The sequence below is a fragment of the Cellulosimicrobium sp. XJ-DQ-B-000 genome (assembly GCF_031119065.1).
GTDB classification, from domain to species: domain Bacteria; phylum Actinomycetota; class Actinomycetes; order Actinomycetales; family Cellulomonadaceae; genus Cellulosimicrobium; species Cellulosimicrobium funkei.
Genome location: NZ_JAVHYN010000001.1, coordinates 374,765 through 401,394 on the forward strand (window position 1 = coordinate 374,765; position 26,630 = coordinate 401,394).

At 71.8% G+C, this 26,630-nt stretch carries 34 protein-coding genes; 21 read left to right on the top strand and 13 right to left on the bottom strand.

All coding sequences use genetic code 11. The features are described from left to right. Positions 1 to 43 precede the first annotated feature (43 nt). Both RDI86_RS01815 and clpS read right to left on the bottom strand, forming a co-directional pair. A complete protein-coding gene (locus tag RDI86_RS01815) occupies positions 44 to 727 on the bottom strand; it encodes a DUF2017 family protein (RefSeq protein WP_251177051.1) in 684 nt (227 codons plus the stop codon). After that, positions 724 to 1,011: an ATP-dependent Clp protease adapter ClpS gene (gene clpS / locus RDI86_RS01820; protein WP_206154435.1), complete on the bottom strand. Its 288-nt coding sequence runs from the start codon at positions 1,009 to 1,011 to the stop codon at positions 724 to 726. Before clpS ends, RDI86_RS01815 begins: the two co-directional genes overlap by 4 nt. A 113-nt stretch (positions 1,012 to 1,124) precedes the next feature. Between clpS and RDI86_RS01825 the strand changes: the two genes are divergently transcribed. Continuing rightward, complete coding sequence (locus RDI86_RS01825) at positions 1,125 to 2,555, top strand: nicotinate phosphoribosyltransferase (protein WP_076406629.1); 1,431 nt, start codon at positions 1,125 to 1,127, stop codon at positions 2,553 to 2,555. Between the two features lie 66 nt (positions 2,556 to 2,621). On the opposite strand, the gene RDI86_RS01830 is transcribed toward RDI86_RS01825, so the two are convergent. The 9 genes from RDI86_RS01830 to RDI86_RS01870 form a co-directional block, all read right to left on the bottom strand. Then, complete coding sequence (locus tag RDI86_RS01830) at positions 2,622 to 4,475, bottom strand: DEAD/DEAH box helicase (RefSeq protein ID WP_043652576.1); 1,854 nt, start codon at positions 4,473 to 4,475, stop codon at positions 2,622 to 2,624. Beyond that, entirely contained in the window at positions 4,472 to 4,807 is a 336-nt protein-coding gene (locus RDI86_RS01835) for a DUF3039 domain-containing protein (RefSeq protein ID WP_308820517.1), read from the bottom strand. The genes RDI86_RS01830 and RDI86_RS01835 overlap by 4 nt, the downstream gene beginning before the upstream one ends. 209 nt (positions 4,808 to 5,016) lie before the next feature. Continuing rightward, the gene (gene nagB / locus RDI86_RS01840) at positions 5,017 to 5,799 is read right to left on the bottom strand and encodes a glucosamine-6-phosphate deaminase (RefSeq protein WP_137280243.1); all 783 of its coding nucleotides are present in this window, start codon (positions 5,797 to 5,799) and stop codon (positions 5,017 to 5,019) included. Next, on the bottom strand, positions 5,799 to 6,827 hold the full coding sequence (locus tag RDI86_RS01845; protein ID WP_240696649.1) for an ROK family protein: 1,029 nt from the start codon (positions 6,825 to 6,827) through the stop codon (positions 5,799 to 5,801). Before RDI86_RS01845 ends, nagB begins: the two co-directional genes overlap by 1 nt. Before the next feature lies 1 nt (position 6,828). Then, positions 6,829 to 7,689: a carbohydrate ABC transporter permease gene (locus tag RDI86_RS01850; protein ID WP_061267707.1), complete on the bottom strand. Its 861-nt coding sequence runs from the start codon at positions 7,687 to 7,689 to the stop codon at positions 6,829 to 6,831. Positions 7,690 to 7,757: 68 nt separating this feature from the next. Beyond that, positions 7,758 to 8,714 carry a carbohydrate ABC transporter permease gene (locus RDI86_RS01855; protein WP_061267685.1) on the bottom strand — a complete coding sequence of 319 codons (957 nt, stop codon included), beginning with the start codon at positions 8,712 to 8,714 and terminating at the stop codon, positions 7,758 to 7,760. Between the two features lie 156 nt (positions 8,715 to 8,870). Beyond that, a complete protein-coding gene (locus RDI86_RS01860; protein ID WP_076405296.1) occupies positions 8,871 to 10,181 on the bottom strand; it encodes an extracellular solute-binding protein in 1,311 nt (436 codons plus the stop codon). A 210-nt stretch (positions 10,182 to 10,391) separates the two neighbouring features. Then, positions 10,392 to 11,552, bottom strand: a complete 1,161-nt coding sequence (locus RDI86_RS01865) for an ROK family transcriptional regulator (RefSeq protein ID WP_051027709.1) — start codon at positions 11,550 to 11,552, stop codon at positions 10,392 to 10,394. A gap of 112 nt (positions 11,553 to 11,664) precedes the next feature. Then, positions 11,665 to 12,591, bottom strand: a complete 927-nt coding sequence (locus RDI86_RS01870; RefSeq protein ID WP_308820518.1) for a PfkB family carbohydrate kinase — start codon at positions 12,589 to 12,591, stop codon at positions 11,665 to 11,667. A gap of 96 nt (positions 12,592 to 12,687) precedes the next feature. Here RDI86_RS01870 and RDI86_RS01875 point away from each other — a divergent pair, with 96 nt between their 5' ends. The 3 genes from RDI86_RS01875 to RDI86_RS01885 all read left to right on the top strand — a co-directional run bounded on the left by RDI86_RS01875 (position 12,688) and on the right by RDI86_RS01885 (position 15,418). Further along, positions 12,688 to 13,665: a DUF4349 domain-containing protein gene (locus tag RDI86_RS01875; protein WP_308820519.1), complete on the top strand. Its 978-nt coding sequence runs from the start codon at positions 12,688 to 12,690 to the stop codon at positions 13,663 to 13,665. Next, positions 13,658 to 14,002, top strand: coding sequence for a hypothetical protein (locus tag RDI86_RS01880; protein ID WP_308820520.1), 345 nt, complete (start codon positions 13,658 to 13,660; stop codon positions 14,000 to 14,002). Before RDI86_RS01875 ends, RDI86_RS01880 begins: the two co-directional genes overlap by 8 nt. A 240-nt stretch (positions 14,003 to 14,242) precedes the next feature. Continuing rightward, entirely contained in the window at positions 14,243 to 15,418 is a 1,176-nt protein-coding gene (locus tag RDI86_RS01885) for a tyrosine-type recombinase/integrase (RefSeq protein ID WP_308820521.1), read from the top strand. Here the strand turns inward: RDI86_RS01885 and RDI86_RS01890 are convergent. Next, positions 15,415 to 15,861, bottom strand: coding sequence for an ImmA/IrrE family metallo-endopeptidase (locus RDI86_RS01890; RefSeq protein WP_374990509.1), 447 nt, complete (start codon positions 15,859 to 15,861; stop codon positions 15,415 to 15,417). The two genes, RDI86_RS01885 and RDI86_RS01890, sit on opposite strands and share 4 nt — an antisense overlap. 17 nt (positions 15,862 to 15,878) lie before the next feature. After that, positions 15,879 to 16,265, bottom strand: a complete 387-nt coding sequence (locus RDI86_RS01895) for a helix-turn-helix transcriptional regulator (RefSeq protein ID WP_308820523.1) — start codon at positions 16,263 to 16,265, stop codon at positions 15,879 to 15,881. A 342-nt stretch (positions 16,266 to 16,607) separates the two neighbouring features. Here RDI86_RS01895 and RDI86_RS01900 point away from each other — a divergent pair, with 342 nt between their 5' ends. The 17 genes from RDI86_RS01900 (at position 16,608) to RDI86_RS01980 (ending at position 26,532) form a co-directional block, all read left to right on the top strand. Continuing rightward, on the top strand, positions 16,608 to 16,751 hold the full coding sequence (locus RDI86_RS01900; protein ID WP_308820524.1) for a hypothetical protein: 144 nt from the start codon (positions 16,608 to 16,610) through the stop codon (positions 16,749 to 16,751). Further along, positions 16,748 to 16,930: a hypothetical protein gene (locus tag RDI86_RS01905; RefSeq protein ID WP_308820525.1), complete on the top strand. Its 183-nt coding sequence runs from the start codon at positions 16,748 to 16,750 to the stop codon at positions 16,928 to 16,930. The genes RDI86_RS01900 and RDI86_RS01905 overlap by 4 nt, the downstream gene beginning before the upstream one ends. Next, a complete protein-coding gene (locus RDI86_RS01910) occupies positions 16,927 to 17,118 on the top strand; it encodes a hypothetical protein (protein WP_308820526.1) in 192 nt (63 codons plus the stop codon). Before RDI86_RS01905 ends, RDI86_RS01910 begins: the two co-directional genes overlap by 4 nt. After that, complete coding sequence (locus RDI86_RS01915) at positions 17,115 to 17,372, top strand: hypothetical protein (RefSeq protein ID WP_308820527.1); 258 nt, start codon at positions 17,115 to 17,117, stop codon at positions 17,370 to 17,372. Before RDI86_RS01910 ends, RDI86_RS01915 begins: the two co-directional genes overlap by 4 nt. Then, entirely contained in the window at positions 17,369 to 17,611 is a 243-nt protein-coding gene (locus tag RDI86_RS01920) for a hypothetical protein (protein WP_308820528.1), read from the top strand. The genes RDI86_RS01915 and RDI86_RS01920 overlap by 4 nt, the downstream gene beginning before the upstream one ends. After that, a complete protein-coding gene (locus RDI86_RS01925) occupies positions 17,608 to 18,492 on the top strand; it encodes a PD-(D/E)XK nuclease-like domain-containing protein (protein ID WP_308820529.1) in 885 nt (294 codons plus the stop codon). The genes RDI86_RS01920 and RDI86_RS01925 overlap by 4 nt, the downstream gene beginning before the upstream one ends. Continuing rightward, positions 18,489 to 19,298, top strand: a complete 810-nt coding sequence (locus RDI86_RS01930) for a hypothetical protein (protein WP_308820530.1) — start codon at positions 18,489 to 18,491, stop codon at positions 19,296 to 19,298. Before RDI86_RS01925 ends, RDI86_RS01930 begins: the two co-directional genes overlap by 4 nt. Continuing rightward, on the top strand, positions 19,295 to 19,687 hold the full coding sequence (locus tag RDI86_RS01935; RefSeq protein WP_308820531.1) for a DUF4326 domain-containing protein: 393 nt from the start codon (positions 19,295 to 19,297) through the stop codon (positions 19,685 to 19,687). The genes RDI86_RS01930 and RDI86_RS01935 overlap by 4 nt, the downstream gene beginning before the upstream one ends. Further along, the gene (locus RDI86_RS01940) at positions 19,684 to 20,349 is read left to right on the top strand and encodes a DUF2637 domain-containing protein (RefSeq protein ID WP_308820532.1); all 666 of its coding nucleotides are present in this window, start codon (positions 19,684 to 19,686) and stop codon (positions 20,347 to 20,349) included. Before RDI86_RS01935 ends, RDI86_RS01940 begins: the two co-directional genes overlap by 4 nt. 408 nt (positions 20,350 to 20,757) lie before the next feature. Continuing rightward, positions 20,758 to 21,003 (top strand): glutaredoxin-like protein NrdH, encoded by a 246-nt coding sequence (nrdH, locus tag RDI86_RS01945; RefSeq protein WP_308820533.1) that lies wholly within the window; start codon positions 20,758 to 20,760, stop codon positions 21,001 to 21,003. A gap of 2 nt (positions 21,004 to 21,005) precedes the next feature. Continuing rightward, the gene (locus RDI86_RS01950; protein WP_308820534.1) at positions 21,006 to 21,473 is read left to right on the top strand and encodes a single-stranded DNA-binding protein; all 468 of its coding nucleotides are present in this window, start codon (positions 21,006 to 21,008) and stop codon (positions 21,471 to 21,473) included. Between the two features lie 240 nt (positions 21,474 to 21,713). After that, positions 21,714 to 23,348, top strand: coding sequence for a DNA cytosine methyltransferase (locus RDI86_RS01955; protein ID WP_308820535.1), 1,635 nt, complete (start codon positions 21,714 to 21,716; stop codon positions 23,346 to 23,348). Then, complete coding sequence (locus RDI86_RS01960; protein ID WP_308820536.1) at positions 23,345 to 23,728, top strand: hypothetical protein; 384 nt, start codon at positions 23,345 to 23,347, stop codon at positions 23,726 to 23,728. The genes RDI86_RS01955 and RDI86_RS01960 overlap by 4 nt, the downstream gene beginning before the upstream one ends. Then, positions 23,725 to 24,204 (top strand): hypothetical protein, encoded by a 480-nt coding sequence (locus tag RDI86_RS01965; RefSeq protein WP_308820537.1) that lies wholly within the window; start codon positions 23,725 to 23,727, stop codon positions 24,202 to 24,204. Before RDI86_RS01960 ends, RDI86_RS01965 begins: the two co-directional genes overlap by 4 nt. Continuing rightward, the gene (locus tag RDI86_RS01970; protein WP_308820538.1) at positions 24,204 to 25,043 is read left to right on the top strand and encodes a hypothetical protein; all 840 of its coding nucleotides are present in this window, start codon (positions 24,204 to 24,206) and stop codon (positions 25,041 to 25,043) included. The genes RDI86_RS01965 and RDI86_RS01970 overlap by 1 nt, the downstream gene beginning before the upstream one ends. Continuing rightward, positions 25,040 to 26,314 (top strand): DnaB-like helicase C-terminal domain-containing protein, encoded by a 1,275-nt coding sequence (locus tag RDI86_RS01975; RefSeq protein WP_308820539.1) that lies wholly within the window; start codon positions 25,040 to 25,042, stop codon positions 26,312 to 26,314. Before RDI86_RS01970 ends, RDI86_RS01975 begins: the two co-directional genes overlap by 4 nt. Beyond that, the gene (locus tag RDI86_RS01980; protein WP_308820540.1) at positions 26,311 to 26,532 is read left to right on the top strand and encodes a hypothetical protein; all 222 of its coding nucleotides are present in this window, start codon (positions 26,311 to 26,313) and stop codon (positions 26,530 to 26,532) included. The genes RDI86_RS01975 and RDI86_RS01980 overlap by 4 nt, the downstream gene beginning before the upstream one ends. The last annotated feature ends 98 nt before the right edge of the window (positions 26,533 to 26,630 follow it).

Consider the following 26,630-nt stretch of genomic DNA (forward strand, 5'->3'; position numbering starts at 1 on the left):
ACGCGCACGCCGCTGTGGCAGCGCCCACAGGTCCCCGCCACGCTCAGCCCCGCGGCCCGGGGCGCGGACCGCCCCGCCCCGCCCGCAGGTCCGCGAGCATGCCGTCGACGAGCGACTCCTGGAGCAGCCCCGTGAGGAGGAACACGCTCACGAGGAAGCGGCGCGGCGCGCCCCCGACCTCGCCGTCGTCCGGGCCGTCGTCGCCCTCCCGGTCCAGCTCGTCGTACAGGCCCTCGACCTGCTCGTCCGTGCGCAGGTCCAGGCGCTCGGCCAGGACGAGGCGCACGTCGGTCAGGGCGCCCGCGACGTCCTGCGCCTCCTCGCGCCCGACGACGAAGGGCGCCGCCTCGGCCGGCTCGGACTCCACGAGCATCCGGCCGAGCAGCACCAGCCGGCCCACCTTGCGCGCCGCGAGGTCGTCCTGCGTGAAGCGTCGGAACTCGTGCGCCACCTCGACGTCGTCCGACGCGTCCGGGAGCAGACGGCGCACGGCCGGGTCCGGCGGCGGCGTCGCGTCCGACCCGCCCCCACCGGGCGTCGGGCCCGTCCAGCCCGGGGGCGACCACGCGTCGTCGGGCGCGGACCGGCCCGGCGCGTCCGACGCCCGCCCGGGGACGCCCTCCTGGAGCATCTGCGCGACGTCGCCCGCGAGCTGCGCCAGCACGATCCGCTCCGACGGCTCGAGCTCGGCGACGTACCCGTGCGCCTCCGCGCGGAACGGCCTCACTGCTCGCCGTCCTTCTGGAGCGTCGCCCACAGCCCGAACGAGTGCATCGCCTGCACGTCGACCTCCATGCGCTCGCGGTCACCCGTGGACACGACGGCCCGCCCCTCCTGGTGCACCTGCATCATCAGCTCGTGGGCGCGCGCGGTGGAGTACCCGAAGTACGACTCGAACACGTACGCGACGTAGCTCATCAGGTTGACCGGGTCGTTCCACACGAGGGTGACCCACGGGCTGTCGAGCCGGGTCGCCTCCTCGGTGCGGACCGCCTCCTCGGGCACGGTCAGGGAGGCCCGCGCGGCAGCGGGGCGGGTGAAGATCGGGTGGGGTCTCACGTCACCACTCTATTCGCGGGCCTGTCGGCGCCCACCGCGGCGGTCGCTGCCCTACGGTATTCCGCATGAGCCTCGCCGACCCGGGCAGCGTCGCCCTCCCCGCGACCGACAGCGCTGCCCCCTCCGCCTCGCCGACGCAGCGGCCGTCGTACCAGCCGACGTACCAGCCCGGGGCGTCGACCGCGCTCCTCACCGACCGCTACGAGCTGACGATGCTCCAGGCGGCGCTCGCCGACGGCACCGCGGGCCGGCACTGCCTCTTCGAGGTCTTCACGCGCCGCCTCCCGCCGGGTCGGCGGTACGGCGTCCTCGCCGGGACCGGGCGGGTCCTGGAGGCGCTGTCGTCGTTCCGCTTCTCCGCCGCCGAGCTCGACTGGCTGCACGCGCAGTCCGTCGTCGACGACCGCACCCTCGAGTTCCTCGCCGGCTACCGCTTCACCGGGACGATCACCGGGTACCCCGAGGGCGAGGTCTTCTTCCCCCAGTCGCCGGTGATGACGGTCGAGGGCACGTTCGCCGAGGCGGTGCTGCTCGAGACCCTCGTCCTGTCGATCCTCAACTACGACTCGGCCGTCGCGTCCGCCGCGTCCCGCATGACGAGCGCCGCCGTCGAGCGCCCGTGCCTCGAGATGGGGGCGCGGCGCGCGCACGAGCAGGCGGCCGTCGCCGCGGCGCGGGCCGCCGTCGTCGGCGGGTTCGCCGGGACGTCGAACCTCGAGGCGGGCCGCCGGTACGGCCTCGAGACCATCGGCACCGCCGCGCACGCCTTCACGCTCCTGCACGACGACGAGAGGTCCGCCTTCGCGTCGCAGGTCGCGTCCCTCGGCCCCGGCACCACGCTGCTCGTCGACACCTACGACGTGCGCCGCGGCGTCGAGAACGCCGTCGAGGCGGCCGGCGGCCGCCTCGGTGCCGTGCGGCTCGACTCCGGCGACCTCGGCGTCCTCGCCGTCGAGGTGCGCCGCCAGCTCGACGCCCTCGGCGCGCACGACACGAAGATCACCGTGACCTCCGACCTCGACGAGTACGCCATCGCGTCGCTCGCCGCCGCGCCCGTCGACTCCTACGGCGTCGGCACCTCCCTGGTCACCGGCTCCGGCGCCCCCACGTGCGGCATGGTCTACAAGCTCGTCGCCCGCGCCGACTCCAGCGGCGTGCTCCAGCCCGTCGCCAAGGCGTCCACCGCCAAGACGAGCACGGGCGGCCGCAAGTGCGCCGCCCGCCGCTACGACGCCGACGGGCGCGCGGTCGAGGAGGTCGTCGTCACGGGTGCCGACCTCGCCGTGCAGGAGTGGGAGCCCGACGACGTCGATCTCCGCCGGCTCCAGGTGCCCCTCGTCGTCGACGGCGCCGTCGACTCGCGCTGGGTCGGGTCGTACGGCGTGGAGAACGCCGCGCACCGCCACCGCGAGGCGCGCGCCGAGCTGCCCCGCGGCGCGCGCCGCCTCTCCGCCGGCGACCCGGCGATCCCGACGGTCGTGCACACGCTGCCCTGACTCCCCGACCGGGCCGCGACCCGGTCGCGGCCGGGCGCACGCGCCCGGCCGCCGAGATCACGGGGGCTACCGCTTCCCGACGAACCAGCCGCGCACCGTCGCGACCCGGGCGTCGAGCTGCTCGACCGTCGCGAGCGGGACCTCGGGCCCGCCGCAGCGGCGCCGGAGCTCGGTGTGCACCGACCCGTGCGGCTGCCCGCTGCGGCGCGACCACGCCGAGACGAGCTGCTGGAGCTCCTTGCGGAGCTCCGCGGCGCGCCGATGGTCCATCTCGGCCCGCTCGCGCTCCGCGGACTGCGTGGTGCGCGAGCGCGCGCTCATCTGGTCGGCCTGCCGCTGACGCAGGAGGGTCGTGACCTGGTCCGCGTCGAGCAGGCCGGGCAGCCCGAGGAAGTCGAGCTCCTCGTCCGAGCCGACGTCCGCGCCCGTGCCGAACTCGCCGCCGTCGAACAGCACGCGGTCGAACGACGCCTGGGCCTCGAGCGCCTCGAACGAGCCCTGGACGAGCTCGCCCGACGCCTTGTCCTCGCGGTTCGCCTCGGCGAGGAGCGCGTCCTCGGGGTTGAACCCCTCCCCCTGCTCCTCCGCGGTGAGCGGCCGGTCCAGCGCGTGGTCGCGCTCGATCTCGAGCCCGTTCGCGAGCTCGAGCAGGTGCGGCACGCTGGGCAGGAACACCGACGCCGTCTCCCCGCGCTTGCGGGCACGCACGAACCGCCCGACGGCCTGCGCGAAGAACAGCGGCGTCGCGGTCGAGGTCGCGTACACGCCCACCGCGAGCCGCGGGACGTCGACGCCCTCCGACACCATGCGGACGGCGACCATCCAGCGCGCGTCGCCGTCGGAGAACTCCTCGATGCGGCTGCTCGCGCCGTCGTCGTCCGAGAGGACGACCGTCGGCGACTTCCCGGTGATGCGCGCGAGGTGGCCCGCGTACGCGCGCGCGTCCGTCTGGTCGGTCGCGATGACGAGGCCGCCCGCGTCGGGGATCGCCCGCCGGACCTCGGTCAGCCGCTTGTCCGCCGCCGCGAGGACCGACGGGATCCACTCGCCGTTCGGGTCCAATGCGGTGCGCCAGGCCTGGCCCGTCATGTCCTTGGTGAGCGCCTCGCCGAGACGCGCGCTCACCTCGTCGCCGGCCTTCGTGCGCCAGCGCATGTTGCCCGAGTAGGACAGGAACAGCACCGGCCGCACGACGTGGTCGCGCAGCGCGTCGCCGTACCCGTACGTGTAGTCGGCGCGCGACCGCCGGATGCCGTCGGGACCGCGCTCGTACTCGACGAACGGGATGGCCGCGGTGTCCGAGCGGAAGGGCGTGCCCGTGAGCGCGAGGCGCCGGGTCGCGTCCTCGAAGGCCTCACGCACCGCGTCGCCCCACGACAGCGCGTCGCCGCCGTGGTGCACCTCGTCGAGGATGACGAGCGTGCGGTCGGCCGTCGTGCGCGCCGCGTGCAGCGCCGGCTTCGCGGCGATCTGCGCGTACGTGAGCGCGACGCCGTCGTAGTGCGCGCCGTGCCGGCCCTGGCTGTTGCGGAAGTTCGGGTCGATCCGGATGCCGACGCGCGCCGCGGCGTCGGCCCACTGGTGCTTGAGGTGCTCGGTCGGGGCGACGACGGTCACGCGCCGCACCACGCCCTGCTCCAGGAGCTCGGTCGCGACGCGCAGCGCGAACGTCGTCTTGCCCGCGCCGGGTGTCGCGACGGCGAGGAAGTCGCGCGGCGCGCGCGTGCGGTACAGCTCGAGCGCCTCGGCCTGCCAGGCGCGCAGCTTGGACGCCGAGCCCCACGGGGCGCGCCGCGGGAACGCCGGCGAGAGGTGCGACGCCGCCGCGGAGGACGGGCTCTGGGGTGCCGGCGGCGAGGTCCTGCTACGGGAGTCGGGGGCGGAGTGACCGGTGGACGTCGTGTGGTGCTCCGCGCTCACTTGCCGGAGTCACCCTCGCCGTCCTGCGGGTCTCGCAGTCCCTCGTAGATCTCCTTGCACGTGGGGCACACGGGGAACTTGTTCGGGTCACGGCCGGGCACCCAGACCTTGCCGCACAGCGCGATCACCGGCTTGCCGGAGAGCGCCGACTGCATGATCTTCTCCTTGCGCACGTAGTGCGCGAAGCGTTCGTGGTCGCCGGGCTCGGTCTGCTCGCGCGTCTCCTCGCGCTCGAGCACCCCGGTCGACGTGCCGGTCGTCGGCTCGGTCGCAGGAGTCCGGAACGGGTCCTCGGGACCCCCGGGTGGCGTGCTCGCGCGGAGTTCGGTCATGGAGTGAAGTCTACGTCGCGACGCCCACACGTCGGGCGGCCGTCGCCGCGGCCGGTCCGCGCGCCGTGCGACACCCGCCGCGCGGACCACGGGCCGCGGGGACGGGAGACGACGAAGCCCGCCGACGCACGGTCCAGGGGCGTGGACCGCGCGCCGACGGGCGGCTCGGTGTCGCGGGAGCTCCCGCGAGGTGTCGTCGACCCGTCGGGTCAGAGGCCCTGCCAGTCGGGCTTGGACGCGTACGTCTGGCGGTAGTAGTCGCCGAGCTGCAGGCGCGAGGCCGCCGCGTCGTCGACCAGGACCGTGGCGTGCGGATGCATCTGCATGATCGTCGCGGGCCACATCGCGCTCACCGGACCCTCCACCAGCTGGTGCACCGCCTCCGCCTTGCCCTTGCCCGTGGCCAGCAGCACCAGGTGCCGCGCCGACATGATCGTCGCCAGACCCTGCGTCAGACAGTGCCGCGGCACCCGCTCCACGTCGTCACCGAAGAACCGCGCGTTGTCCTCGCGCGTCTGCGCCGTCAACGTCTTGATCCGCGTCCGCGACGCCAAGCTCGACCCCGGCTCGTTGAACGCGATGTGCCCGTCCGTCCCGATCCCCAGGATCTGCAGGTCCACACCCCCCGCCCCCGCGATCGACTCCTCGTACGCCGCGCACGCCGCCACCAGGTCCTCCGCGTTACCGTCCGGACCCTGCACCGCACCCGGAGCGAAGTCCACCCGCGAGGCGATCTCCGTCTCGATCACGTTGCGATACCGCTCCGGATGATCGACCGGCAACCCCACGTACTCGTCCAGCATGAACGCCCGCACCCCCGCGAACGACAACCCCTCCTGCACATGACGCCGCACCAGCTCGTCATACACCTTCAACGGCGACGACCCCGTCGCCAACCCCAGCACCGCCCCCGGACCCGACCGCACCACCGCCTCCACGGCATCCGCAGCCAGCACCGCCAACCGCTCCGCCGGAGCGATCACGACCTCCATCACAACACCTTTCGACGGCCGACGAGAGCAGCGCCCACGGCGGCGACCGGGACGTCCGACGGAGCGAGGGAGACCCGCTCCGACAGACGCAACGAAGACAGGAAGGGGGACGTGCTCGACTGCGCGTCGAGCGCGTCGCGGACCGCGTCCAGCAGCGGCTGGCCCAGCGCGGACACGCCGCCGCCGAGCACCACGTGGCGCACGTCCACCGTCAGCTCGAGGATCCGCACGGCGGAGGCGACGGCGGACGCGAACTCGTCCTTGATCCGGATCGCTTCCGGGTCGCCCGCGGCCGCGGCCTCGAAGAGCTCGGCAGGGGCCGGTCTGCCGTGGCGCGACGGCCAGCGCGCCGACACGGCGGAGCCCGACGCGTAGACCTCCACGCACCCGCGCTGCCCGCACGCGCACTCGGGCCCGCGCGGGTCGATCGGGATGTGCCCGATCTCCCCCGCCGCGCCGCTCACGCCACGGCGGAGCTCGCCGCCGAGCACGATGCCGGCCGCGAGCCCGGTGCCGAGAGCGAGGAACGCGAGGTCCTCCCCCTCCGCGCCGCGCAGGTGCGAGGCACCGAGGGCGGCCACGTTGAGGTCGTTGTCGACCTGGACCGGGACGCCGCCGAGCTCCGCGGACAGCGCCTCGGCGAGGGCGAAGCGTCCGCCCTCGATGCCGAGGTTCACCGCGTGCACGACGGAGCCGTCGGCCGGGTCCACCAGCCCGGGGACCCCGACACCGACGCCGTCGACGTCCGCGAGGTCACCGCAGGCGCGCCGGACCACCTCGCGGACCGCGCGCGCCGCGCTGGACACGACGCCCTCCGGTCCGCGCACCGTCGGCAGCCGCAGCGTCTCGCGCGCGACCCCGTCGGGGCCGAGGAAGGCCGCGAGCACCTTGGTGCCGCCGATGTCGAGGCCCACCGCGCTGCCCGGTCCCGCGGGGCCGCGCCGAGACGCGGTCCCGGGACCGGGGCGTCCGGCCAGGGCTGCGGCCGCCTCGCCGTCGAGCGAGGCAGCCGTGCTCAGGTCGCTCACGTCAGCCCTTCACCGCACCCGAGACGAGGCCACCGGTCATCCGACCCTGGACGATGAGGAAGAAGACCACCGCCGGGATGGCGATGAGCACCGAGCCGGCCATGAGCGCGCCCCAGTTGGTCGCCTGGGTCGCCTGCTGGAAGGTGCGCAGCCAGACCGGCAAGGTCATGGACTCCGGGCGCTGCATGATGATCAGGGCCATGACGAACTCGTTCCACGCCTGGATGAACGCGAAGACACCCGTCGCGACCAGCCCGGGGGCCAGGAGCGGGAAGGTGATCTTCCAGAACGCCTTGCCTCGCGAGCACCCGTCGATCATGGCGGCCTCCTCGAGGTCCGCGGGAACGCCGTTGACGAACCCGCGCAGCGTCCAGATCGTGAACGGCAGCACGCCGGACACGTAGACGATCCCCAGGCCGACGATGGTGTTGAGCATCTGCCAGTTGTCGATGATCCGGAAGATCGAGATCATCATCGCCTCGCCCGGGATCATCTGGACCACGAGGATCGCGAGGATGAACGTGCGGCGGCCCTTGAACCGGAACCGCGTCACCGCGAGCGACGCGAGGAACCCGAGGACCATGGCGATGACGAGCGTGAAGAACGTCACCGTGAGCGAGTTCCCCATCGCCGGGATGAACGGAGCGCGGGTCTCGTCGGTGATCGCCGTCACGTAGTTGTTCAGCGTGAAGACGTCGGGCGTCGGGAAGAACTTGAGCTCCGTCCCGCGCACGAGGCTCGACGGCAGGAAGGACGTGTTGATCATCCAGTAGACGGGGAAGACCGACGAGACGAAGACGATGATCGCCAGGATCGCGTAGCCGACGTTCGCCAGCTTCTTGCGCTGCTTCTCACGGCTCACGCGAGGGGCAGGGCCCGTTGCGGCAGACGCGTGCCGGACCGCGGCGCGGGGGGTGGTCTGGACGGTGCTCACAGTTCTTCCTCCCGGACCGTCTGGCGCACGTAGTAGAACGAGATGCCGAGCATGATGAACACGAAGATCACCGAGATGGCGCCCGCGAGCCCGTAGTGCCCCTGGGCCATGCCCATCTGGTAGATGTACACGCCGATCGTGTTCGTCTTGTCGCGGTCACCACCCACGCCCTGAAGGGCGTAGATCTGCGTGAAGACGCGCAGGTCCCAGATGATCGACAGCACGATGAGCACCGTGATGATGCTCCGGACGTACGGGACCATGATGAGCCGGAACCGCTGAACCGGGCGGGCGCCGTCGAGCTGGGCGGCCTCGAGGACCTCGCCGGGGATCTGCGTCAGTCCCGCGTACATCGTGAAGGCGACGAACGGCACGGCGCCCCACACGATGACGATCGTCGCGATGAGGAAGAACTGGAGCGGGTTGAGCAGCCACGAGTGGCCCATCCAGTTGTCGCCCGTGATCGTGGTCAGCAGGTTGTTGATGACGCCGTACTGGGTGTCGAAGATCCAGCCCCAGACGATGGTCGCGGCGAGCGCCGGCATGGCCCACGCCAGCAGCAGCCCGACCGAGACCAGCAGGCGGAAGCCCTTGCCGAGACGCATCATGAGCAGCGCGATGAGCGTGCCGAGCACCATGGTCAGGACGACGCACGCGACCATGAACACGAAGCTGCGCAGGAGCACGGTCCAGAAGCCGTCGACGTCGGTGAGGACCTGGACGTAGTTGTCGAAGCCGACCCACTCGGCGGGCTGGCCCATGAGCTGGGCCCGCTCGTACTCCTGGAACGACATGATGACGAGCCGCACGAGCGGGTATCCGACGAGGATGCCGAGCACGACGAGGCTGGGGACGAGGAGCGTCCACGGCAGGATCGGTGGACGCCGCTTCTTGGGTGGCCGCACGGGCGCGCCGGAGCGCTCGGTGCGGGGTTCGAGGGTGGTTGAGCTCATTTCCTCACTCCGTCAGGGGTTGCGCGGTGGTGCGCAGGCGACGTGCCTCCGGGGCTCGTCATGGGAAGGGGTGGGGGCTCCGGCGAAGGAGTCCCCACCCCTGACGGCTCGAGCCTCCGACGGTGCCCGGAGGTCACCGGGCACCGTCGGACCGGCTCAGCTGTTGAGGATCGACTCGATCTTCGCGTCGAGCTCCTCGGCGACCGTCTGCACGTCGTCGCCGTTGGCGATCTTCGTGAAGGCGCTCTGGAGCACGTTCTGCGCCTCGACGTCGGCCCACTTCGGGGACGCCGGGGTGAGGCGAGCGTTCTGCGCCGCCTCGACGCCCGCCTGGGCGATCGGGTTGTCCTGCGGCACCTGGTTCGCGAGCGACTTCTTCGCCGGGATCATGTTCGCCTGGGCGAGGATGGTCTGGTACTCGTCGCTCATCATGATCTCGAACGCCTTGTACGCGAGGTCCGGGTTGTTGGACTTCGCCGCGACGGCGATGTTCGAGCCACCGGCGAACACGGCCGCCGGCTCGCCCGCGGTCTTGCCGGGCAGCGGGAACGCCGCGAGGTCGGAGCCGTAGGTCTCGAGGCACCCGGGGGTGGTCTTGGGGTCCTCGGGCGTGGCCGAGGTCTTGATGGTGCCGGCGATCCACGTCGGGGCCGACACGAACGCCACCTTGCCCTCGCAGAACGGCACCTGGAGATCGGTCTCCTGGCCGTCCTTCGGCGCGAGCGACGCGTTCGTCATGAGGTCCTGGACCTGCGCGAGGCCGGCGAGGCCGCCCTCCGAGGAGAACCCGGCCTCCCACTCGCCGTCGTCGTTCTGCTCGGCGATGAAGCCGCCGTTCTCCCAGACGAAGGGCAGGGCGTTGTACCAGTCCTGACCGGGCCAGTAGACGCCGGAGACCGTGTCCGTCTTGAGCGACTTCGCCGTCGCGACGTACTCGTCGAGCGTCGTCGGGACCGGCGTGGAGCCGGTGACCTGCGGGGTGTAGAACACGGCGCGCGAGCCGGCGTAGTACGGGAGGGCGTAGTGCTTGCCCTCCCAGTCGCCGGCCTCGACGAAGCCACCGAGCAGGTCGTCGCCGCCCAGGGACTGGAACTCGTCCTCCGTGATCTCGCGGAAGTAGCCGGCCGACGTGAACGCCGGGGACTGCGTGTTGCCGACCTCGACGATGTCCGGGCTGTCGGAGCCGGAGAGCGACGTGGTGAGCTTGTCGACGAGGCCGGTCCAGGACTGCTCCTCGATGGTGAGGGTGCTGCCCGGGTTCTCCTCCTCGAACGTGGTCTTGAGGTAGTCGCGCGCGGCGTCGGGCGTGTCCGACCCGTTGAGCCAGACGCGGATGTCGCCGGAGGCGGACTCGCCGTCGCCGGAGCCGTTGTCGTCGCTCCCGCCGCCGGTGCTGCAGGCGGTCAGCGCGAGCGCCAGGGTGATCGTCGACGCCACGGAGGCGGCGACGAGACGGTTCCTCTTCACTGGGTGCTTCCTCTCGGTGATTCTTGGTGGTGGCGGCGATGCCCCCACCGGAGGTGTGGCAGGAGTCCTGCGTAATCGAGCGTGTGCAGGGGTGCTGCTGTGTTACTGCGTTCCCGGGGGTGCTGCACTGGGGGTCCCAGGAGGTCGTGAGGGGCGGGTCGTGGCCCGCGCCCCGGTCGGGCAGGGTGGGTCAGGCGGAGCGTCGTCGGCTCACGAGACCCCCAGCTGTCCGGAGAGGACGAGGACGGCGGCCCCAGCGAGGACGACGTCTTCGTCGAGCGTGGCCATCCGCACCTGCAGCCCGCTGCCGATGACCGGCATGGTGCGGGAACGGATGGTCTCGAACGCCGACTCGCGCAGGGGGCCGTCGAGCAGGTCCGCAGGACCGCTCACGAGCACCTCCGCGAGGTTGAGCGCACTGACGACAGGGGCCAGGGCGATGCCCAGCGTCCTGCCCACCGACGCCAGCACGGCGTCGGAAGCCTCGGTGTCGAGCCCGTCCACCGCGCGGCGCAGCGCCGGCACGGACAGGACGGTCTCCAGGCAGCCGCGGCGCCCGCAGGCGCACGGCTCGCCGTCCTCGACCACGGTCACGTGGCCGAGCTCGCCGGCGGCGTCGGCGTGCCCGTGCACGCGTGCGCCGTCGACCATGATGCCGGCGCCCACGCCCTCGCCCACCGTGAGGACGAGCAGGCCGTCCCCGGCCGCTCCCCCGAAAGTGAACTCGCCGAGCGCGGCGATGTTGGCGTCGTTCGCGACGTGGACCGCGAGCCCGAGACGCTCCGTGAGCTGGGCCGCGAGGGGGACGTCGTACCAGCGGCGGTTCGGCGCCTCGATGACGCGGCCCTCGGCGTCGACGACGCCGGGCGACCCGATCCCCACGCCGATGACCGGCTGGGTCGCGGACGCGATGAGGCCGCGGCAGAAGCGCATGAGGAGGTCGACGAGCTCGGTGCCGGTGCGGCCGTCCACCGCGAGGCTCTGCCGGACGACGAAGTCGCCCGTGAGCGTGACGACGGCGCCGCGCAGGACCTCGTCGTCGGTGAGGTCGACGGAGACGATCTGGTACGCGCTCGTGCGCATGCCGACGAGGATCGCGGGCTTGCCCACGCGCTGCCCCGGGCGGACGCCGAGCTCCTCGACCAGGCCCTCGGCGATGAGCACGGAGACGAGGTCGGAGATGGTCACGCGGGTGAGCGAGGTGGCGCGCGCGAGGTCGGCGCGCGACGTGGGCCCCTCGTGGAACAGGTGCTGCAGCACGAGCGACCGGTTGTGGGCCCGAGCGTGCTCGGGGAGCACCTTGGAGGTCGGCCTGAGCCCTGTGCTCAGTCGCCTCCTCGGTGCGCCGGTGCCGGTGACTGCCGTTGTCATGTTTGTTAGTAGACTGCCTTTACTAAGTGGCTGTCAACTCCCTCCCGGCTTCGTGACCGAAATGTAGCCGAGGAGGCCACGACCCGGGACCTTGGTCCCACGGCCGCGCACGTCACGACGTCGCGGTGATCCAGCCGCGCGCACCGGCGTGCTCGACCGAGCGGGACGCGACCAGCACGGCGTCCTCCAGCGCCGCGCGCCACGACGACCCGTGCGCCGCCGCCGCGGCGAACGCGCCGTGGACCACGTCGCCCGCACCCAGGGTGTCGACCACGCGGCGCGGCCGCGGGACCGCGACCTCGTACCTCTCCCCCGCGTCGAGCACCTCGACGGGCCGCGGACCGCGGGTCCGCGCGACGAACCGAGGGCCCAGCGCGGCGACGGCGTCGAGCACGTCGTCCGTCGCGACGCCGGGCGGCCGGAAGTCCGCCGACACGACGACGGCGTCGCACAGCCCGATCATCGCGGGCGCGTCGGGCTTCCAGGAGCCCCCGTCCAGCACGACGGCGCACCCGCGCTCCCGCGCGCGGCGCGCGACCCGGAGCGCGAGCCCCGGGTGGTGACCGTCGAGCAGCAGCACGTCCCCGGGGCCGAGCTCGTCCAGCAGGTCCGCCGTGCGACCCGGCGCCGCGAGACGCGCATCGGTGAGGTCGCCGAAGCCGGAGGCGTTGGTGCTCACGACCGCGCGCTCGCCGGTCGCACGCGTGACCAGCACCGTCGAGACCGCGGGCTGCACCGCCCCGGCGACGCCGTCCGCCGCGTCGACGAGCGCGACGCCGGCGGACTCGAGCTCGGACCGCACGACCGCGGCGAGGGGCCCGTGGCCCACGGCGGTGACGAGGGTCGTCGGGACGCCGCGCGCGACGGCGGTGGCCGCGGCGTTCGCGGCCGGGCCGCCGAACGTCGCGGCGAGGGACCGCGCGACGACCTTCTCGTCGGGTCCGGGCAGGGCGTCGACGACCTGGACGACGTCGAGGGTCACGAGTCCGCAGCACACGAGCACGCGCCCATCCTCGCGCGCGGACCGGTACGTCCGCACGGCGCCGGCGACGGTCGGATCACGGACAGTTCACAAGACGGTCACGATGTGGGTGCGGCTGTCCGGTTCGCGCGGTTGGCCCCCTACCCTCGCAGCATGCGGACCACTCGCCCTCTCGCCGTCGTCGTCGCGCTGGTGCTCGGCGGCGCGCTCCTGGCCGGCTGCTCCGCGACGCCGGGCGCCGGCGACGCCGCCCTCGACTCCGGCGCGGGGTCCGAGGCGGCGGTGGTCGACGGCACCGACGCCTCGTCCGGCGCCCCGGCCGGGATCACGACCGGCGACGAGGACGCCGTGGTCGAGGCGGACCGCGAGATCGTCACGACCGGCTCGGTGACCGTCGTCGCGAAGGACCCGTCGGCGGCCGCCGAGCAGGTCGCCGAGCTCGCGGAGAGCGCGGGCGGGCGGGTCGAGAGCCGTCGGCAGTCCGAGCCCGAGGGCGACGCGCGGCCCACGGCCGAGCTGACCGTGCGCGTGCCGGCGGCCCAGACGACCGCGACCGTGGACGCGCTCGGTCAGGTCGGCGAGGTGCGCGACCTCGCGATCGAGGCGGTCGACGTGACCGGCACCGCGCGCGACCTCGACGCCCGCGTCGCGGCGCTCACCACGTCGGTCGAGCGCCTGCGGACGCTCATGGGCGACGCGGCGACGACCGCGGACCTGCTCGCCGCCGAGCAGGAGCTCACGACGCGCCAGGCGGAGCTCGAGTCGCTCCAGTCGCAGCGCGCCGCGCTCACGGACCAGGTCTCGATGTCGACGCTGCACGTCACGGTCGTGCAGGTGGTGCCGGCCGAGCAGCTCGCCCCCGGCGGCTTCCTCGGCGGGCTGCAGAACGGCTGGACCGCTCTGCTGACCACGCTCAACGGCCTGGTCGTCGTCCTCGGCGCGCTGCTCCCGTGGCTCGTCGTGGTCGGCCTCGTCCTGCTCGTCGTGCGCTGGGTGCTGCGCCGGGTGCGACGTCGTGCGCAGGACGGCGGTGCTCCCCCGGCCGACGACGGCGGCACGGGGCCGGACGACGACCCGCGGGCGCCGTCGTCGGGACGGGCTCCGCTCGTCGGGGCGTCCGCCCGTGACTGAGGCCGTCACCCCCGAGGGCACCGGTCGCGTCGCGCGCCTGTGGGCCGACGACGAGGGCACGGCCCGGCTCGCCGGTCACCTCGTGACGCGCGTGTGCACGCACTGGGACACGGTCGGGCCGCAGACGTTCCCCCGGCACGTCAACCCGGAGCCGCGCGTGCAGTGGCGGGCCCACCTCGACGGCGCGGGCGACGACGAGGACCTGTACAGCGACGACCCCGGCGCGCCCCCGCTCCCCCGGGACGACGACCGGCTCGAGGTGCGGGGGCGGCGGCTGCGCCTCGAGTGGCTCGACGGCGACGAGGCGGCGGCAGCCTGGGAGCGCCACGGCTGGTGACCGCACAGAGCGCCGGTACGACGACGGCCCGCACCCCGAGAGGGGTGCGGGCCGTCGCCGCAGGGGTGGAGGTGCGGGGAATCGAACTCCATACGGAACGCTCCGGAGTTCCGTGGAATTACACCCTTTCCCGCTACATAGCAGACACTGGACTTGCTGGAACAATGTACCTAAGATGTAGGAACATCGAACCGCGCCGTTGACCATGTCAACACTGGTCAACGGGCGCCGAGGAGACCCATGGCCAGCATCAGACACCGCAAGCGCACCTCCGGGCGCACCTCCTGGCAGGTCCTGTTCCGCGCCGCCGACGGCCGCCAGACCTCCCAGACGTTCGAGCTCGAGCGCGAGGCACGCCAGTTCGCCAAGCTCGTCGACGACCTCGGCCCCGACGAGGCGCTCACCATCCAGCGCGAGCGCGAGGGGAGCAGCGCCGACACCCCGACCCTGCGCGCGTGGGCCCTCGAGCACATCGACGACCTCACCGGCGTCACCGACGGCACCCGGGGGCGCTACCGCCGCTACCTCGAGACCCATCTCACCCCCCTCGCGCCGCTCCCCCTGGACGCGATCACGCCCGTGCGCGTATCCCGGTGGGTCAACTCCCTCGAGCGCAAGGGACTGTCCGGCAAGACGATCTCCAACCTGCACGGCTTCCTGTCGTCCGTCTTCAAGGGCGCCATGCGCCGCGGCCTCGCGGACACCAACCCGTGCGCCGGGACCCGCATCCCGAAGACCGAGCGCGAGGAGATGGTCACCCTCACCGACACGGAGTTCGCGACCTTCCTCGAGCGCGTCCGACCAGACGCCCGCGACCTCGTGACCTGCCTCCCCCTCACGGGCCTCCGCTTCGGGGAGATCACGGCGCTGCAGGTCCGCGACGTCGACTTCAACGGCGGCAAGCTGTCCGTCACGCGCGCGTGGAAGTACGCCGAGGACAACGCCCGCACCCTGGGGCCGCCCAAGTCCCGCCGGTCGCGGCGCATCATCCCCCTGCCTCCGCGCGCGCTCGAGGCCCTCGCGCGGGCGTGCGCGGGCAAGGGCCCCACGGACTTCGTCTTCACCAACACCACGGGCGGGGCGTGGACGCGGCCCCGGTTCCACGAGGGCGTCTGGCAGCCCGCGGTGCGCGCCGCGTTCCCCGCGATCGGGAAGCGGCCACGCGTGCACGACATGAGGCACACCTGCGCGTCGTGGATGCTCAACGGCGGCGCCCCGATGTTCGTCGTGCAGCGCCACCTCGGGCACGAGTCGATCACTACGACCGAGTCGGTGTACTCCCACCTCGACCCGTCGCTGGCGTACACGGCCACGACCGCGCTCGCGAAGGCGTCGGCCGGCGCGTTCCCGGAGATCGATGCCGAGGAGATCCGCGAGGAGATCTGGGCGGAGATCGAGGGCCCGGACGCGGCCTAGCAGCTCCGGTCGAGTCGCTCGAGGCGGTCAACGATGATCGCTTGCTCCGCCCGGGTGAGCGTCGCGATGCGACGCATGAGCACCCCGGGCGTGACCTCGAGGTACTCGGCGGCCGAGGCGAGGTCCTGCGGGTGCAGGGCCATCGCCTCGGCCACGTCGTCGATGTCGTCGAGGAGGCGGCGGGCGGCGAGCGTGTCGGCTTCCAGCTCGAACCGCGCAGCGAACCACCGGTCCGGTGGGGTGTGCTCGTGGTGTCGGAGGTCGATGTGCGCGAGCTCGTGCGCGAGCGTCGAGTCGCGTTGGGTCCGGTTCAAGGATCGATCGATGAGGATCACCGAGACCTCTTGAACCCAGGCCCCGCGTACGGGTGCGATGTCGCACCGTTCGATCTGGACGTCTGGGTACCGTGCGGCGGCGTCACGCCACGGGCTATACCGAGCCAACCTGCCCCCTTCCTCCGTCAGCCGGCGCGGAGCTCCCTCGCCTTCTGCAGGAGTGCCAGCTTGGTCGCGGTCAGTGCCTCCTCACGCTCCTCGGGGCTGAGGTCTTCCAGCACCTTCGGGTCGACGTCGAGGTAGACGCCCTGCCCAGTGTGGGCGGATGCGCTGACGCCCGCCTCTTCGATGCCGCGCGCGACGCGGTCGATGCGGCCGGTCGGCCACCCGAAGTGGTCCTCGATCTTGCGCAGGGATGCGGCCCGGGGCCACCGCTGGCCGTTGATGAAGTCGCGGATGGTGTCGACGTGGACACCGGTCTCTCGGGAGAGCGCGGCGGCGGTGAGGTCGTTCTCGGTGAGCGTGACGCGGACGAGCTCGATCGCGTTCTGCCGGTTGCTGTCGGCGGACATGGGGAACCCCTCGCTGTAGTCATGGCGCTGCCTCTCGTGGCATCAGTTGATGGAACACCCCAGGTCACAGTGTTGTACACGGTGGAACTTGGGTAGGCGTGACGCTACACGACTCGGGTAACGAGGTCGAACTCGCCCGACGTTCGGGGGTGTAGTTTCGTACGTTATTCCACGGTGTTCCGTTGACAGTTCCACACGGACGTGGAAGACTCTGGAACACCAGCCCGGAACACTGCGGCGGACGAGTTCCAGACTCGCCCACCATGCTCCGGGAACAGCAGAGGGGCCCCGGGTTCATCCACCACAGACGTCCGGGACCCCACTACGGACAGGAGCCTACCGATGGACGCGTACGAGCGTCACCTGATGCTCGAGCAGGAGCGCCTGCTCGAGCGGTCCCTTCCCCGCGCGTGCGTCGAGTGCGGGGACCCGGCCGACGACCGCGAGCTCTGCGACACCTGCGCCGTGCAGGAGGTGGCGGCGTGAGCGGCACCCCCGCCTGCCGGTGCGGCGACCTCGCCGACTGCGGCACCGTCGACCTCTGCGACGTCCTCTGCTTCCGCTGCTACCAGCACTTCGACCAGTGGGTCACCGCGAACCACGCCGAACTCGGCCGCTCGCTCGTGTTCGCCGACTGGCCGGGCCGAACGGCGGTGGCCTCGTGATCCGCAACCCGATCGTCGCCGCCCTGTCGTTCGGGCTCGCGTTCCACCTCGTCGCGGCCGGACTTGTCGTCGCGTGGGTCGCCACCCCGTTCGACGGAGCCCACCTCATCCTCGCGCCCGCCCTCATCGTCACGGGCGCCGCTATCCTCGCCCGCTTCCACGTCGTGTCTGGGAGGACCCCACGATGAGCCAGACCACCAGCACCACCTGGGCCGTGTGCTTCTGCACCGACTCCCAGCACACCGAGTTCGACCACTACGCCTTCACCGGCGACCGCGCCGAAGCGGTCCGCCAGGTCTCGGGCTACGACACGACGGCGCACGTCATCGAGCGGCAGACCGTCGAGTCCACCCGCACGGTCCTCGTCGGCGCGGCCTCACCCCTCAACACCGCCGCCAGCTCGCAGGCCGGGCTCGCGTCGTTCGCGGGGGTGACCCGATGAGCACGCCAGCCGCCGAGATGACCGCCGAGGGGTTCTTCGACTGGCGCGAGATGGCAAACCGCATCGGCCGCACCCCGGACTGGGTCCGCCGCCACACGAAGGAACTCCCCCACCACCGCCTCCCGGGCAACCGGATCAAGTTCTCCGACGAGTGCGTCCGCATCTACAAGCAGTCCACGCTCGTCGTCCCCACGGGCCGCACCGCCGGATCCCGCGCACGAGACAAGGGCAACCGATGACCACCGCCACGGAGCACGTCGTCATCACCGAGCCGGGTGTGTACGACCTCGACGACGCCACGTACCACGGCGACCCCGTCCCGGCCGGGTCGCTGTCCAAGTCCGGCGCGGCCAAGCTGCTCGACTGCCCGGCGAAGTTCGACCACGACCGCAAGCACCCGACGCCGCCGCGCAAGACGTTCGACCTCGGGCACGCCGCGCACAAGCTGGTGCTCGGTGCAGGACCGGAGTTGCGTGAGATCCCCGAGGAGTACCTCGCGACGAACGGCGCCGCGTCGACCACCGAGGCGCGCGAGTTCATCAAGAAGGCGCGGGCCGACGGTGCCGTGCCGCTCAAGTCACACGAGTACCAGCAGGTGCAGGACATGGCCGCCGCGCTGCGCGCGCACCCGATCGCGTCCGCGCTGCTCAACCCGGACACCGGCAAGCCGGAGCAATCCCTGTTCTGGGTGGACCCCGAGACGGGCGTGTGGCTCCGCGCGCGCCTGGACTGGCTCCCGTCCAAAGTGCCCGGGCGGCGGACCATCATCCCCGACTACAAGACCGCGGTGTCCGCCGACCCGTGGGAGTTCCGCAAGACCGCAGCGGACTACGGCTACCACATGCAGCACGCCATGTACCTCGACGCCGTCGACGCGCTCGGGCTCGCGAACCCCGCGCCCGCGTTCGTGTTCATCGTCCAGGAGAAGACCGCCCCGTACGTGGTGACGGTCGTCGAGCTCGACACCGAGGCCGAGGCGCTCGGGCGCCGGCAGATCCGCAAGGCCGTGGCCACGTTCGCCGAGTGCCAGCGCACCGGCCACTGGCCTGGCTACACCGACGAGGTCGCCCTCGTCTCCCTTCCGACCTGGTACCAGACCCGCATCGAGGAGTCCCTGTGAGCACCGACGTCACCCTCCCGTCCGACCGAGCCCTCGTGAACCCCCGCTCGTCCGAGGCCACCGCGATCGAGCAGTCCCGCGCGATCGCCGAGGTCCAGGCCGCCGTGGTCGTCGCCCGGCAGAACCCCCGCAACCTCGACCGCGCTGAGGCCGAGATGCGCCGCTCCTGCGGGCGGCTCGCCGTCGCCAACCGCGCGTTCTACGCCGTCCCGAACCGCGGCCAGGGCGCCTCCGTGCACCTCGCCCGCGAGCTCGCCCGCGTCTGGGGGAACATCGACTACGGCGTGCGCGAACTCCGCCGTGACGACGCTGCCGGCGAGTCCGAGATGCAGGCGTGGGCGTGGGACCAGGAGACCAACGTCCGTTCGACACGATCGTTCATCCAGCCGCACGCCCGCATGAAGGGCAAGACCCGTCAGGCCCTCACCGACCTGAACGACATCTACCTCGGCAACCAGAACACCGGTGCGCGCGCGGTGCGCGAGTGCATCTTCACCGTCCTGCCCGACTGGTTCGTCGCCGAGGCTGAGGACGTGTGCCGGGCCACGATCCGCGACGGCGAGGGCACCCCGCTCGCCGACCGGGTCGCAGGCGCAGTGTCGAAGTTCGCCGAGCAGTTCGGGATCTCGCAGAAGCGGCTCGAGGACTACGTCGGCAAGCCCAAGGGCAACTGGACACCGGACGACCTGGCGAGCCTCACGACGGTCTACACGTCGATCAGCCGTGAGGGGATCAACCCGGACGAGTACTTCCCGAAGGGCACGGACCGGGTCACCGCGGGCGAGATCACCGGCGGGTCCCAGTGACCGCGCCCCGACGGATCCAGCAGCGCCGCACGAAGGGCTGGCGCAAGCCCGAGGGAGCCGTAGCAGTCGGCAGGCCGTCGAAGTGGGGTAACCCCTGGCGAGTCCGTCGCGCGTACAACGACGGCCAGTGGGACATCATCGAGACCGTCCCGGACCTGGGCGACACGTCGGTTGAGTGGGCTGGGTCTCTGACGGCAGCCCGGGCACAGGCCGTGGAGATCTTCCGCGCGATCCTCTTCGACGGCGCCAGCGGCGAGAAGCCCGACTACCCGAGCACCAGCGAGATCCGGGCCGAGCTCGCCGGCAAGGACCTCATGTGCTGGTGCCCCCTCGACCAGCCCTGCCACGCCGACGTGCTCCTCGAGCTCGCGAACGGCGCCCCCGCATGAGCGGCCACCAGCCGGCGCGGATCAACCCCGACACCCGGGCCGCGCTCGGCGTCGCGATGCTCGCCACGTCCGCCCTCGTGTCCATATCGTTCGTGCTGTCCTTCGCCGGACTGTCCGCGCTCGCGCCCTGGGCTGCCGTCCCGGGACACCTGTCTCCCCTTGTCCCGCTGTTCATCGACGGCGCGATCCTGGTCTACACCTACTCGGCCCTCGCGGCCCGGGCGCGCCACGAGTCCGCAGCGCGTCCGTGGACGTGGGTCGCGCTCTGGACACTCGTGTCCTCCACCGCGAACGCCGCGCACGCCTGGGCCATGGGCCCCGGCGGGTGGGAAGGCATCGTCGGCGCAACACTCGCCGGCTTGTTCCCCATCGGGTCGCTCCTCGGGTGCCACGAGATCGCGGACCGCATGATCGCGCGGCCCGGACACCAGCCGGACACCACCGTCCCGACCCCGGACACCCCCGTCCAGCTCGTCGTCCACCCCGTCCCGGACACGTCCGCCGCGCTCCTCGAGAACGTCCCGACGACCGTCACCGACCGGGACGCCCGGATCCTCGAGCTCCACGGCGCGGGGCTGTCCGTCCGGGCCATCGCGGGACAGACCGGGGTGTCCAAGACGACCGTCCACAACGTCATCGTCGCGGCGGGGGTGACGGCGTGACCCGGCCCAAGCGCCACCGCTGCGTGCGGTGTGGCAACGACGTCCACCTCCCCAACTCGGCGTGCACGGACTGCCGCTACGTCGACCCCGACACGTGCAAGGCCCTCACCACCGGACCCCGACGAAAGGCCGCAGCATGACGACCGCCCCGACCGCGTGCCGTTGCGGCACCACCCGCAACGAGCGCGGGCTCTGCCCCCACTGTGACGACGCCGAGCCGATCACGGGCTGGGTCACGTACTACGGCGTCCGGGCCCCTGTCCGATCGTGCCCCGTCGGCTGCGTCCCATGCAGGACCCGGGACTCCCAGTGCGAGGTGTGCCGCACCGACTGCGCCACACCCGTCGCCGCCACCTACCACCAGAAGCAGTGCCGCAAGGCCGAGAACTACCTGAGGAACAACCCCGCATGAGCGCACCCGTCACCGTCTACACCCAGCCCCACTGCATGCCCTGCACCGCCACCAAAAAACAGCTCGACCGGCGGGGCATCACCTACACCGAGATCGACCTCACCACGAACCCGGGCGCGCTCGAGCACGTCCGATCCCTCGGTCACCAGGCCGCCCCCGTCGTCATCGCCGGCGACCAGCACTGGTCCCAGTACCGACCAGACCACATCAACGCCCTCACCACCACCAACCAGGAGAACTGACCATGGCAGGCGACACCCTCCTCACCGTCATCGGCAACCTCACCGCCGACCCCGAGCTCCGCTTCACCCCGTCCGGCGCCGCCGTCGCGAACTTCACCGTCGCGTCCACCCCGCGCACCTTCGACCGCCAGGCCAACGAGTGGAAGGACGGCGACACCCTGTTCATGCGCTGCTCCCTGTGGCGCGGGGCCGCGGAGAACGTCGCCGAGTCCCTCACCAAGGGCACCCGCGTCATCGTGCAGGGCCGCCTCGTCCAGCGCTCCTACGAGACCCGCGAGGGCGAGAAGCGAACCGTCGTCGAGCTGCAGGTCGACGAGATCGGCCCGTCCCTCACCTACGCGACCGCGAAGGTCACCCGGTCCCAGCGCGCCGGCGCGGGTGGCGGTGGCGGGCAGCGTCCGGCCGCGCGCGGCGGCGACGCCTGGTCCACCCCGAGCGGGTCCTCGTTCTCGGACGAGCCACCGTTCTGATCGACACCGCGAAGCCCCGTCCAGCCACAGACCGTGGCCGGGCGGGGCTTCCGTCATATCCGGGCTCGCGCGAGCACATGTCCTTGCTAGTCCAGTGTTGTTCCAGGTAGAGTTCCAGCATCAGCGGTAGTCCCGCCCCAACCACCACAGAAGCGACGGGACTACCAGCCCCTCCACCTGGAAGGAGCCCCACATGGGGACTACCAAGCCTACGCACCCACCAGCAGTCGAGGCAGCGGCATGAGCGCCAACCTCACCATGACCGACCTCTTCTGCGGGGCTGGCGGCAGCTCGACCGGCGCCGTGTCCGTCCCAGGTGTGTCCGTCCGACTCGCGGCGAACCACTGGGACAAGGCCATCGAGACGCACAACACGAACCACCCCGACGTCGACCACTTGCAGGCCGACATCTCGAACACCGACCCCCGCTATGTCCCAACCACGGACCTCCTGTGGGCGTCGCCCGAGTGCACGAACCACTCCCGCGCGAAGGGCCGCAAGGCCCACCGGCAGCCCGACCTGTTCGGGGACGTACTCCCGGACGAGGCCGCCGAGCGGTCCCGCGCGACCATGTGGGACGTCGTCCGGTTCGCAGAGACCCACCACTACCGCGCGGTCCTCGTGGAAAACGTCGTCGAGGTCGTCGACTGGTCCGCGGAGTGGGGCGTCAAGGGTGGCCTCTTCCGGTCCTGGCTCGGCGCGATGCACGCCATGGGCTACCGGCACCGCATCGTGTCGCTCAACGCGATGCATGCCCAGGCGCATGGTCTGCCCGCTCCGCAGTCCCGCGACCGCGTGTATATCGCGTTCTGGCGGGAGGGTGAGCGCGCGCCCGACTTCGAGCACATGCAGCGACCACGGGCCTACTGCCCGCGCTGCGACGAGGTCGTCAACGCCATGCAGTGGTGGAAGAAGGGCAACGGGCAGGACCGACCAGGCCGGTACCGCTCGCAGTACCTCTACCGGTGCCCGAACACGGCGTGCCGCAACGAGGTCGTCGAGCCGGCGTGGCTCCCAGCGAGCTCGATCATCGACTGGTCGAACCCGGGCACCCGGATCGGTGACCGCGACAAGCCGCTCGCAGAGAAGACGATGCGCCGCATCCAGGTCGGGATCGAGCGGTACTGGTCCCCGATTCTCGCCGAGCACGGCGGCAACCCCTACGACGCCGCCGACCCGAAGCACCCCGGGTTCGGCAACCCCGCTTCGTACTACCGGGCGTGGCCGATCACGGACCCGACGCAGACGATGCACACCCGCGAGTCGAAGGGCCTCGCGTACCACCCGCTCATGGTCCCGGTCGAGGGCCGCGAGGGGAAGGAAGCACGCATCGCCGCCGAGGCAGCGCGCACCATGACGACCCGCAACGAGACCGCGCTCGCCCTCCCGCCGTTCCTCGCCGAGCTCCGCGGCGGCGGGTCGACCGCCCGCGCGGCGTCCGACCCGCTCGCGACCGTCACCGCGTCCGGGAACCACCACGGCCTCGTGATGCCGTACTACGGCACGGGCCGCGCCGCCCCGACCGACGAGGCGCTCTCGACGGTCACGACGCTCGCTCGGCACGCGCTGATCCACCGGAACAACGGCGGCGGCGCGGAGATGACCACGCCCGCGTCCGAGCCGGTGCGGACCGTCACCACCGCCGGGCACCAGTCGCTCCTCACGGGCGGCACCGTCAACATCGACGATGTCCGGTTCCGGATGCTCGAGCCCGACGAGATCAAGCAGGCCATGGCGTTCCCCGCCGACTACGTCATGGTCGGCAACCGGCGCGAGCAGGTGAAGCTCTCCGGCAACGCCGTCTGCCCGCCCGCCGCGCGCGATCTTGTCGCGACCGTCGTCTCCGCGATCACAGGAGAGGACGTGGCCCGATGACGTCACGTTCAGTCTCCGTCGTCCTGCCCGTCGAGTGGGTCCTGACCGCAAACGGCCGCTACCACCACATGGTCCGCGCGAACCGCACCCGCCACATCCGCGAAGCGTTCGCCCACGCCGCCGACGGCATCGCACCCCTCACCCCACCCGTCACCGCCGAGTACCAGCTCGAGTTCAAGCGCGGCCACCGCCGCGACAGCCCGAACTGGGCCCCCATGTTCAAGGCCGCCCTCGACGGATTCGCGACCGACGCCGGCGTGCTCCCCGATGACGACGACCGCCACGTCCGACCAACCGTGATCCAGCCCCACGAGGTCGACAACCAGCTCCCAGCTCAGCACATCCGCCTCACTATCACCCTCACGGAGGCACCCCAGTGACCACCACGACCGTGCGCCGGCGCCGCACCACCGCCCCCGAGCTCTGCACCCTCGACGGCTGCGACCGACCACACGCCGGCCGCGGATACTGCCAGCCCCACTACAAGCGGTGGCGCCGCTACGGCGATCCCCTCGGCCGGCCGACCGGGCAGCCAGTCGTCCGACCACGCAACCTCACCCCCAACATGGTCGAGGACCTCGAGTGGATGGCCCTGCACGGCGAGTCCGCCACCGGCGCCACCGAACGCATCAACCACCACACCGAAGCCCACACCGTCCTCACCGTCGACCAGCTCATCTCCACCCTGCGCGACTACGGGCACCGCGGCCTGGCGGCACGACTCCTCCTCAACGACGCCCTCACCGACGACGCGCTCGGCGGCGACGACGACGGCGGGCGCGGAGCCAGGGCACGAGGCGCACGTACCCGACTCGAGCAGGCCGCGGCGAACTGGCGACCAGGCGGTGACGCCTGATGGCCGACAAGCGCGCCTTCGCGAAGTTCGACGTCGGGTACCTCGACAACCCGAAGATCGCCCCGCTCCTCGACGACGGAAAGCCCTACGCCGTCCTCCTCCACGCCGCGTCCATCCTCTACGCCGCGCACCACCTCACCGACGGCATCGTCCGCGTCAAGACCCTCCTCCGGAAGGTCGACGCCGACGAGACCGACGTCCAGGCTCTGTTCGACGCCGGGCTCTGGGAAGACCTCGGCGACGGCCGAGCCCAGGTGCACGACTACCTCGAGCACAACCGCTCCGCCGACGAGGCGCAGAAGGCCACTGACAAGGCCCGCAAGGCAGCCCAGGCACGCCACAAGCAGGGGCCGAGCACGCCCGACGCCGCCCAGCCGAGCAACACCACCACCGATGCATCGAGCACTGCACCAAGCAGTGCATCGAGCACTGCATCGAGCGTGCCTAGAGAGAGAGAAGAGAGAGAGAAGAAGAACTCTCGTCCATCCGCTCCGCGGACGGACACGCGACCACCCGGATCGTTCGACACGTTCTGGGACGCCTACCCCCGCAAGGAAGCGAAGCGCAACGCCGAGAAGGCGTACCTCTCCGCGCTCAAGCGCACCGGCGGCGACGCCACCCCGCTCATCCTCGGCGCGCGGCGCTACGCGGCCGACCCGAACCGTGAGCAGGCGTTCACCGCGCTCCCCGCAACGTGGCTCAACGGAGACCGGTGGGGTGACGAGCCCCTCCCCGCGCGCGTCAGTAACCGACCAGCCGAAGCCCCACGACCAGGTGCCGCCGTGTGGGACCAGCGCGTCACCGACCCCTACGGCCTCGAGGAGGCGAACTACCAGTGACCGACACCGTGTGGGACGAGCTCACCGTCGTCGACGCCGAACGACTCATCGTCGGCATCGCGCTCCACGACCCCGCCACCACCGCCGAGGTCCGCCTCGAACCCGGCGACTTCTCCGACATCCGCTGCGCCACCGTCTGGGACACCGCCCGCGACCTCCACGCCCACGGGCGACCCACCGACCCCGCGACCATCCTCGCGAACCTCCGCGGCGACATCCGAGGCATCGACCCCATCTGGGTCGCCGACATCTACGGCGCCGCACCACAGACAGTCCTCGCCGACCACTACGCCAGCATCGTCACCAACGCCGCCACCCACCGACGCCTCAACGCCACCGCCACCCGCATCCAGCAGATGGTCCGCGACAACGTCCCCGCCGGCGAAGCCGTCGAGATGGCGCGCGCCGAGATCGACGCCTGCTCCCAGAGCACCACCACCGCCACCGGGTACATGCGCGACCACCTCGGCGACATGCTCGACGCCCTCGAAGAGGAACCCACCTTCACCCCCACCCCCTGGGCCGACCTCAACCACCTCATCGGCGGATGGCGACCAGGAGCCCTCTACGTCCTCGGCGCCCGACCAGGCGCTGGCAAGACCCTCATGTCCACCCAAGCCGCAGTCGATATCGCCAGCCGCGGCGGCGCCGTCGCCCTCAACAACCTCGAGATGTCCCGACAAGAGGTCATGTTCCGCGTCACCTCCCAGGTCGCCGGCGTCCACCTCGGACGCATCCTCGACCGCAAGCTCACCCCCGAGGACTGGGACCGGATCACCAAGCACGCCACCGCAATCCGCGACCTGCCCCTGTCGATCGACGACAACTCCTACGCCCGGCCAGTCGACGTCAAGGCTCACGCCCGCACCATCGCCCGCGACGGCAACCTCACAGCCATCGTCGTCGACTACCTACAGCTCATGAAAGGCCCGCCCGGCGACAAGCGGCCAAGGCACGAGATCGTCTCCGACATCTCCCGCGACCTCAAGCTCCTCGCGAAGGACATGCAGGTCCCCGTCATCGCCCTCGCCCAGCTCAACCGCAACGCCGCCGGCGCACCCCCCACCCTCGCCGACCTCCGCGAGTCCGGCGCGCTCGAGCAGGACAGCGACGTCGTCCTCCTCCTCCACGTCAACCCCGACGACCCGACCGACCTCAACGTCGCCGTCGCGAAGAACCGGCACGGGGCCACCGGCGCGTTCCAGCTCCTCCGACGCGGCCACCTCGCCCGCGTTGACGACCTCGCCTGGCAGGCAGGAGGTGCCCGATGAGCCTCGACCTCGCCGACCCCAACACCCGCCGAGCCCACATCGCCATGCAGCTCTGGGGCTGCCCCCGCCCCGACAAACACCACCACATGACCCGCCAAACCGCCGAAATCCACCTCGACCGCTACCGCAACCACCCCGGCTTCGACCCCACCGCCCGCGTCTACCGCTGCCCCTGCGGCGGCTACGTCTGGGGCCGCTCCACCCGCCGCCGAACCTGACACAACCACCACCCGGCGTCAGCAAACCCCCGAGGGAAGGATGCTGACGCCGGGCACGTGTTGGTCAGGAAAATGCGCAAGGACTCTTGCGCAACTCG

Coding starts and splice junctions, on each gene's coding strand:
- RDI86_RS01885 (WP_308820521.1), top strand. CDS start 14,243: ATGGCCAGCATCAGACACCGCAAGCGCACCTCCGGGCGCACCTCCTGG.
- RDI86_RS01875 (WP_308820519.1), top strand. CDS start 12,688: ATGCGGACCACTCGCCCTCTCGCCGTCGTCGTCGCGCTGGTGCTCGGC.
- RDI86_RS01970 (WP_308820538.1), top strand. CDS start 24,204: ATGGCCGACAAGCGCGCCTTCGCGAAGTTCGACGTCGGGTACCTCGAC.
- RDI86_RS01895 (WP_308820523.1), bottom strand. CDS start 16,265: ATGTCCGCCGACAGCAACCGGCAGAACGCGATCGAGCTCGTCCGCGTC.
- RDI86_RS01915 (WP_308820527.1), top strand. CDS start 17,115: ATGAGCCAGACCACCAGCACCACCTGGGCCGTGTGCTTCTGCACCGAC.
- RDI86_RS01835 (WP_308820517.1), bottom strand. CDS start 4,807: ATGACCGAACTCCGCGCGAGCACGCCACCCGGGGGTCCCGAGGACCCG.
- RDI86_RS01865 (WP_051027709.1), bottom strand. CDS start 11,552: ATGACAACGGCAGTCACCGGCACCGGCGCACCGAGGAGGCGACTGAGC.
- RDI86_RS01960 (WP_308820536.1), top strand. CDS start 23,345: ATGACGTCACGTTCAGTCTCCGTCGTCCTGCCCGTCGAGTGGGTCCTG.
- RDI86_RS01980 (WP_308820540.1), top strand. CDS start 26,311: ATGAGCCTCGACCTCGCCGACCCCAACACCCGCCGAGCCCACATCGCC.
- RDI86_RS01955 (WP_308820535.1), top strand. CDS start 21,714: ATGAGCGCCAACCTCACCATGACCGACCTCTTCTGCGGGGCTGGCGGC.
- RDI86_RS01825 (WP_076406629.1), top strand. CDS start 1,125: ATGAGCCTCGCCGACCCGGGCAGCGTCGCCCTCCCCGCGACCGACAGC.
- RDI86_RS01920 (WP_308820528.1), top strand. CDS start 17,369: ATGAGCACGCCAGCCGCCGAGATGACCGCCGAGGGGTTCTTCGACTGG.
- nrdH (WP_308820533.1), top strand. CDS start 20,758: ATGAGCGCACCCGTCACCGTCTACACCCAGCCCCACTGCATGCCCTGC.
- nagB (WP_137280243.1), bottom strand. CDS start 5,799: ATGGAGGTCGTGATCGCTCCGGCGGAGCGGTTGGCGGTGCTGGCTGCG.
- RDI86_RS01855 (WP_061267685.1), bottom strand. CDS start 8,714: ATGAGCTCAACCACCCTCGAACCCCGCACCGAGCGCTCCGGCGCGCCC.
- RDI86_RS01950 (WP_308820534.1), top strand. CDS start 21,006: ATGGCAGGCGACACCCTCCTCACCGTCATCGGCAACCTCACCGCCGAC.
- RDI86_RS01900 (WP_308820524.1), top strand. CDS start 16,608: ATGGACGCGTACGAGCGTCACCTGATGCTCGAGCAGGAGCGCCTGCTC.
- RDI86_RS01940 (WP_308820532.1), top strand. CDS start 19,684: ATGAGCGGCCACCAGCCGGCGCGGATCAACCCCGACACCCGGGCCGCG.
- RDI86_RS01925 (WP_308820529.1), top strand. CDS start 17,608: ATGACCACCGCCACGGAGCACGTCGTCATCACCGAGCCGGGTGTGTAC.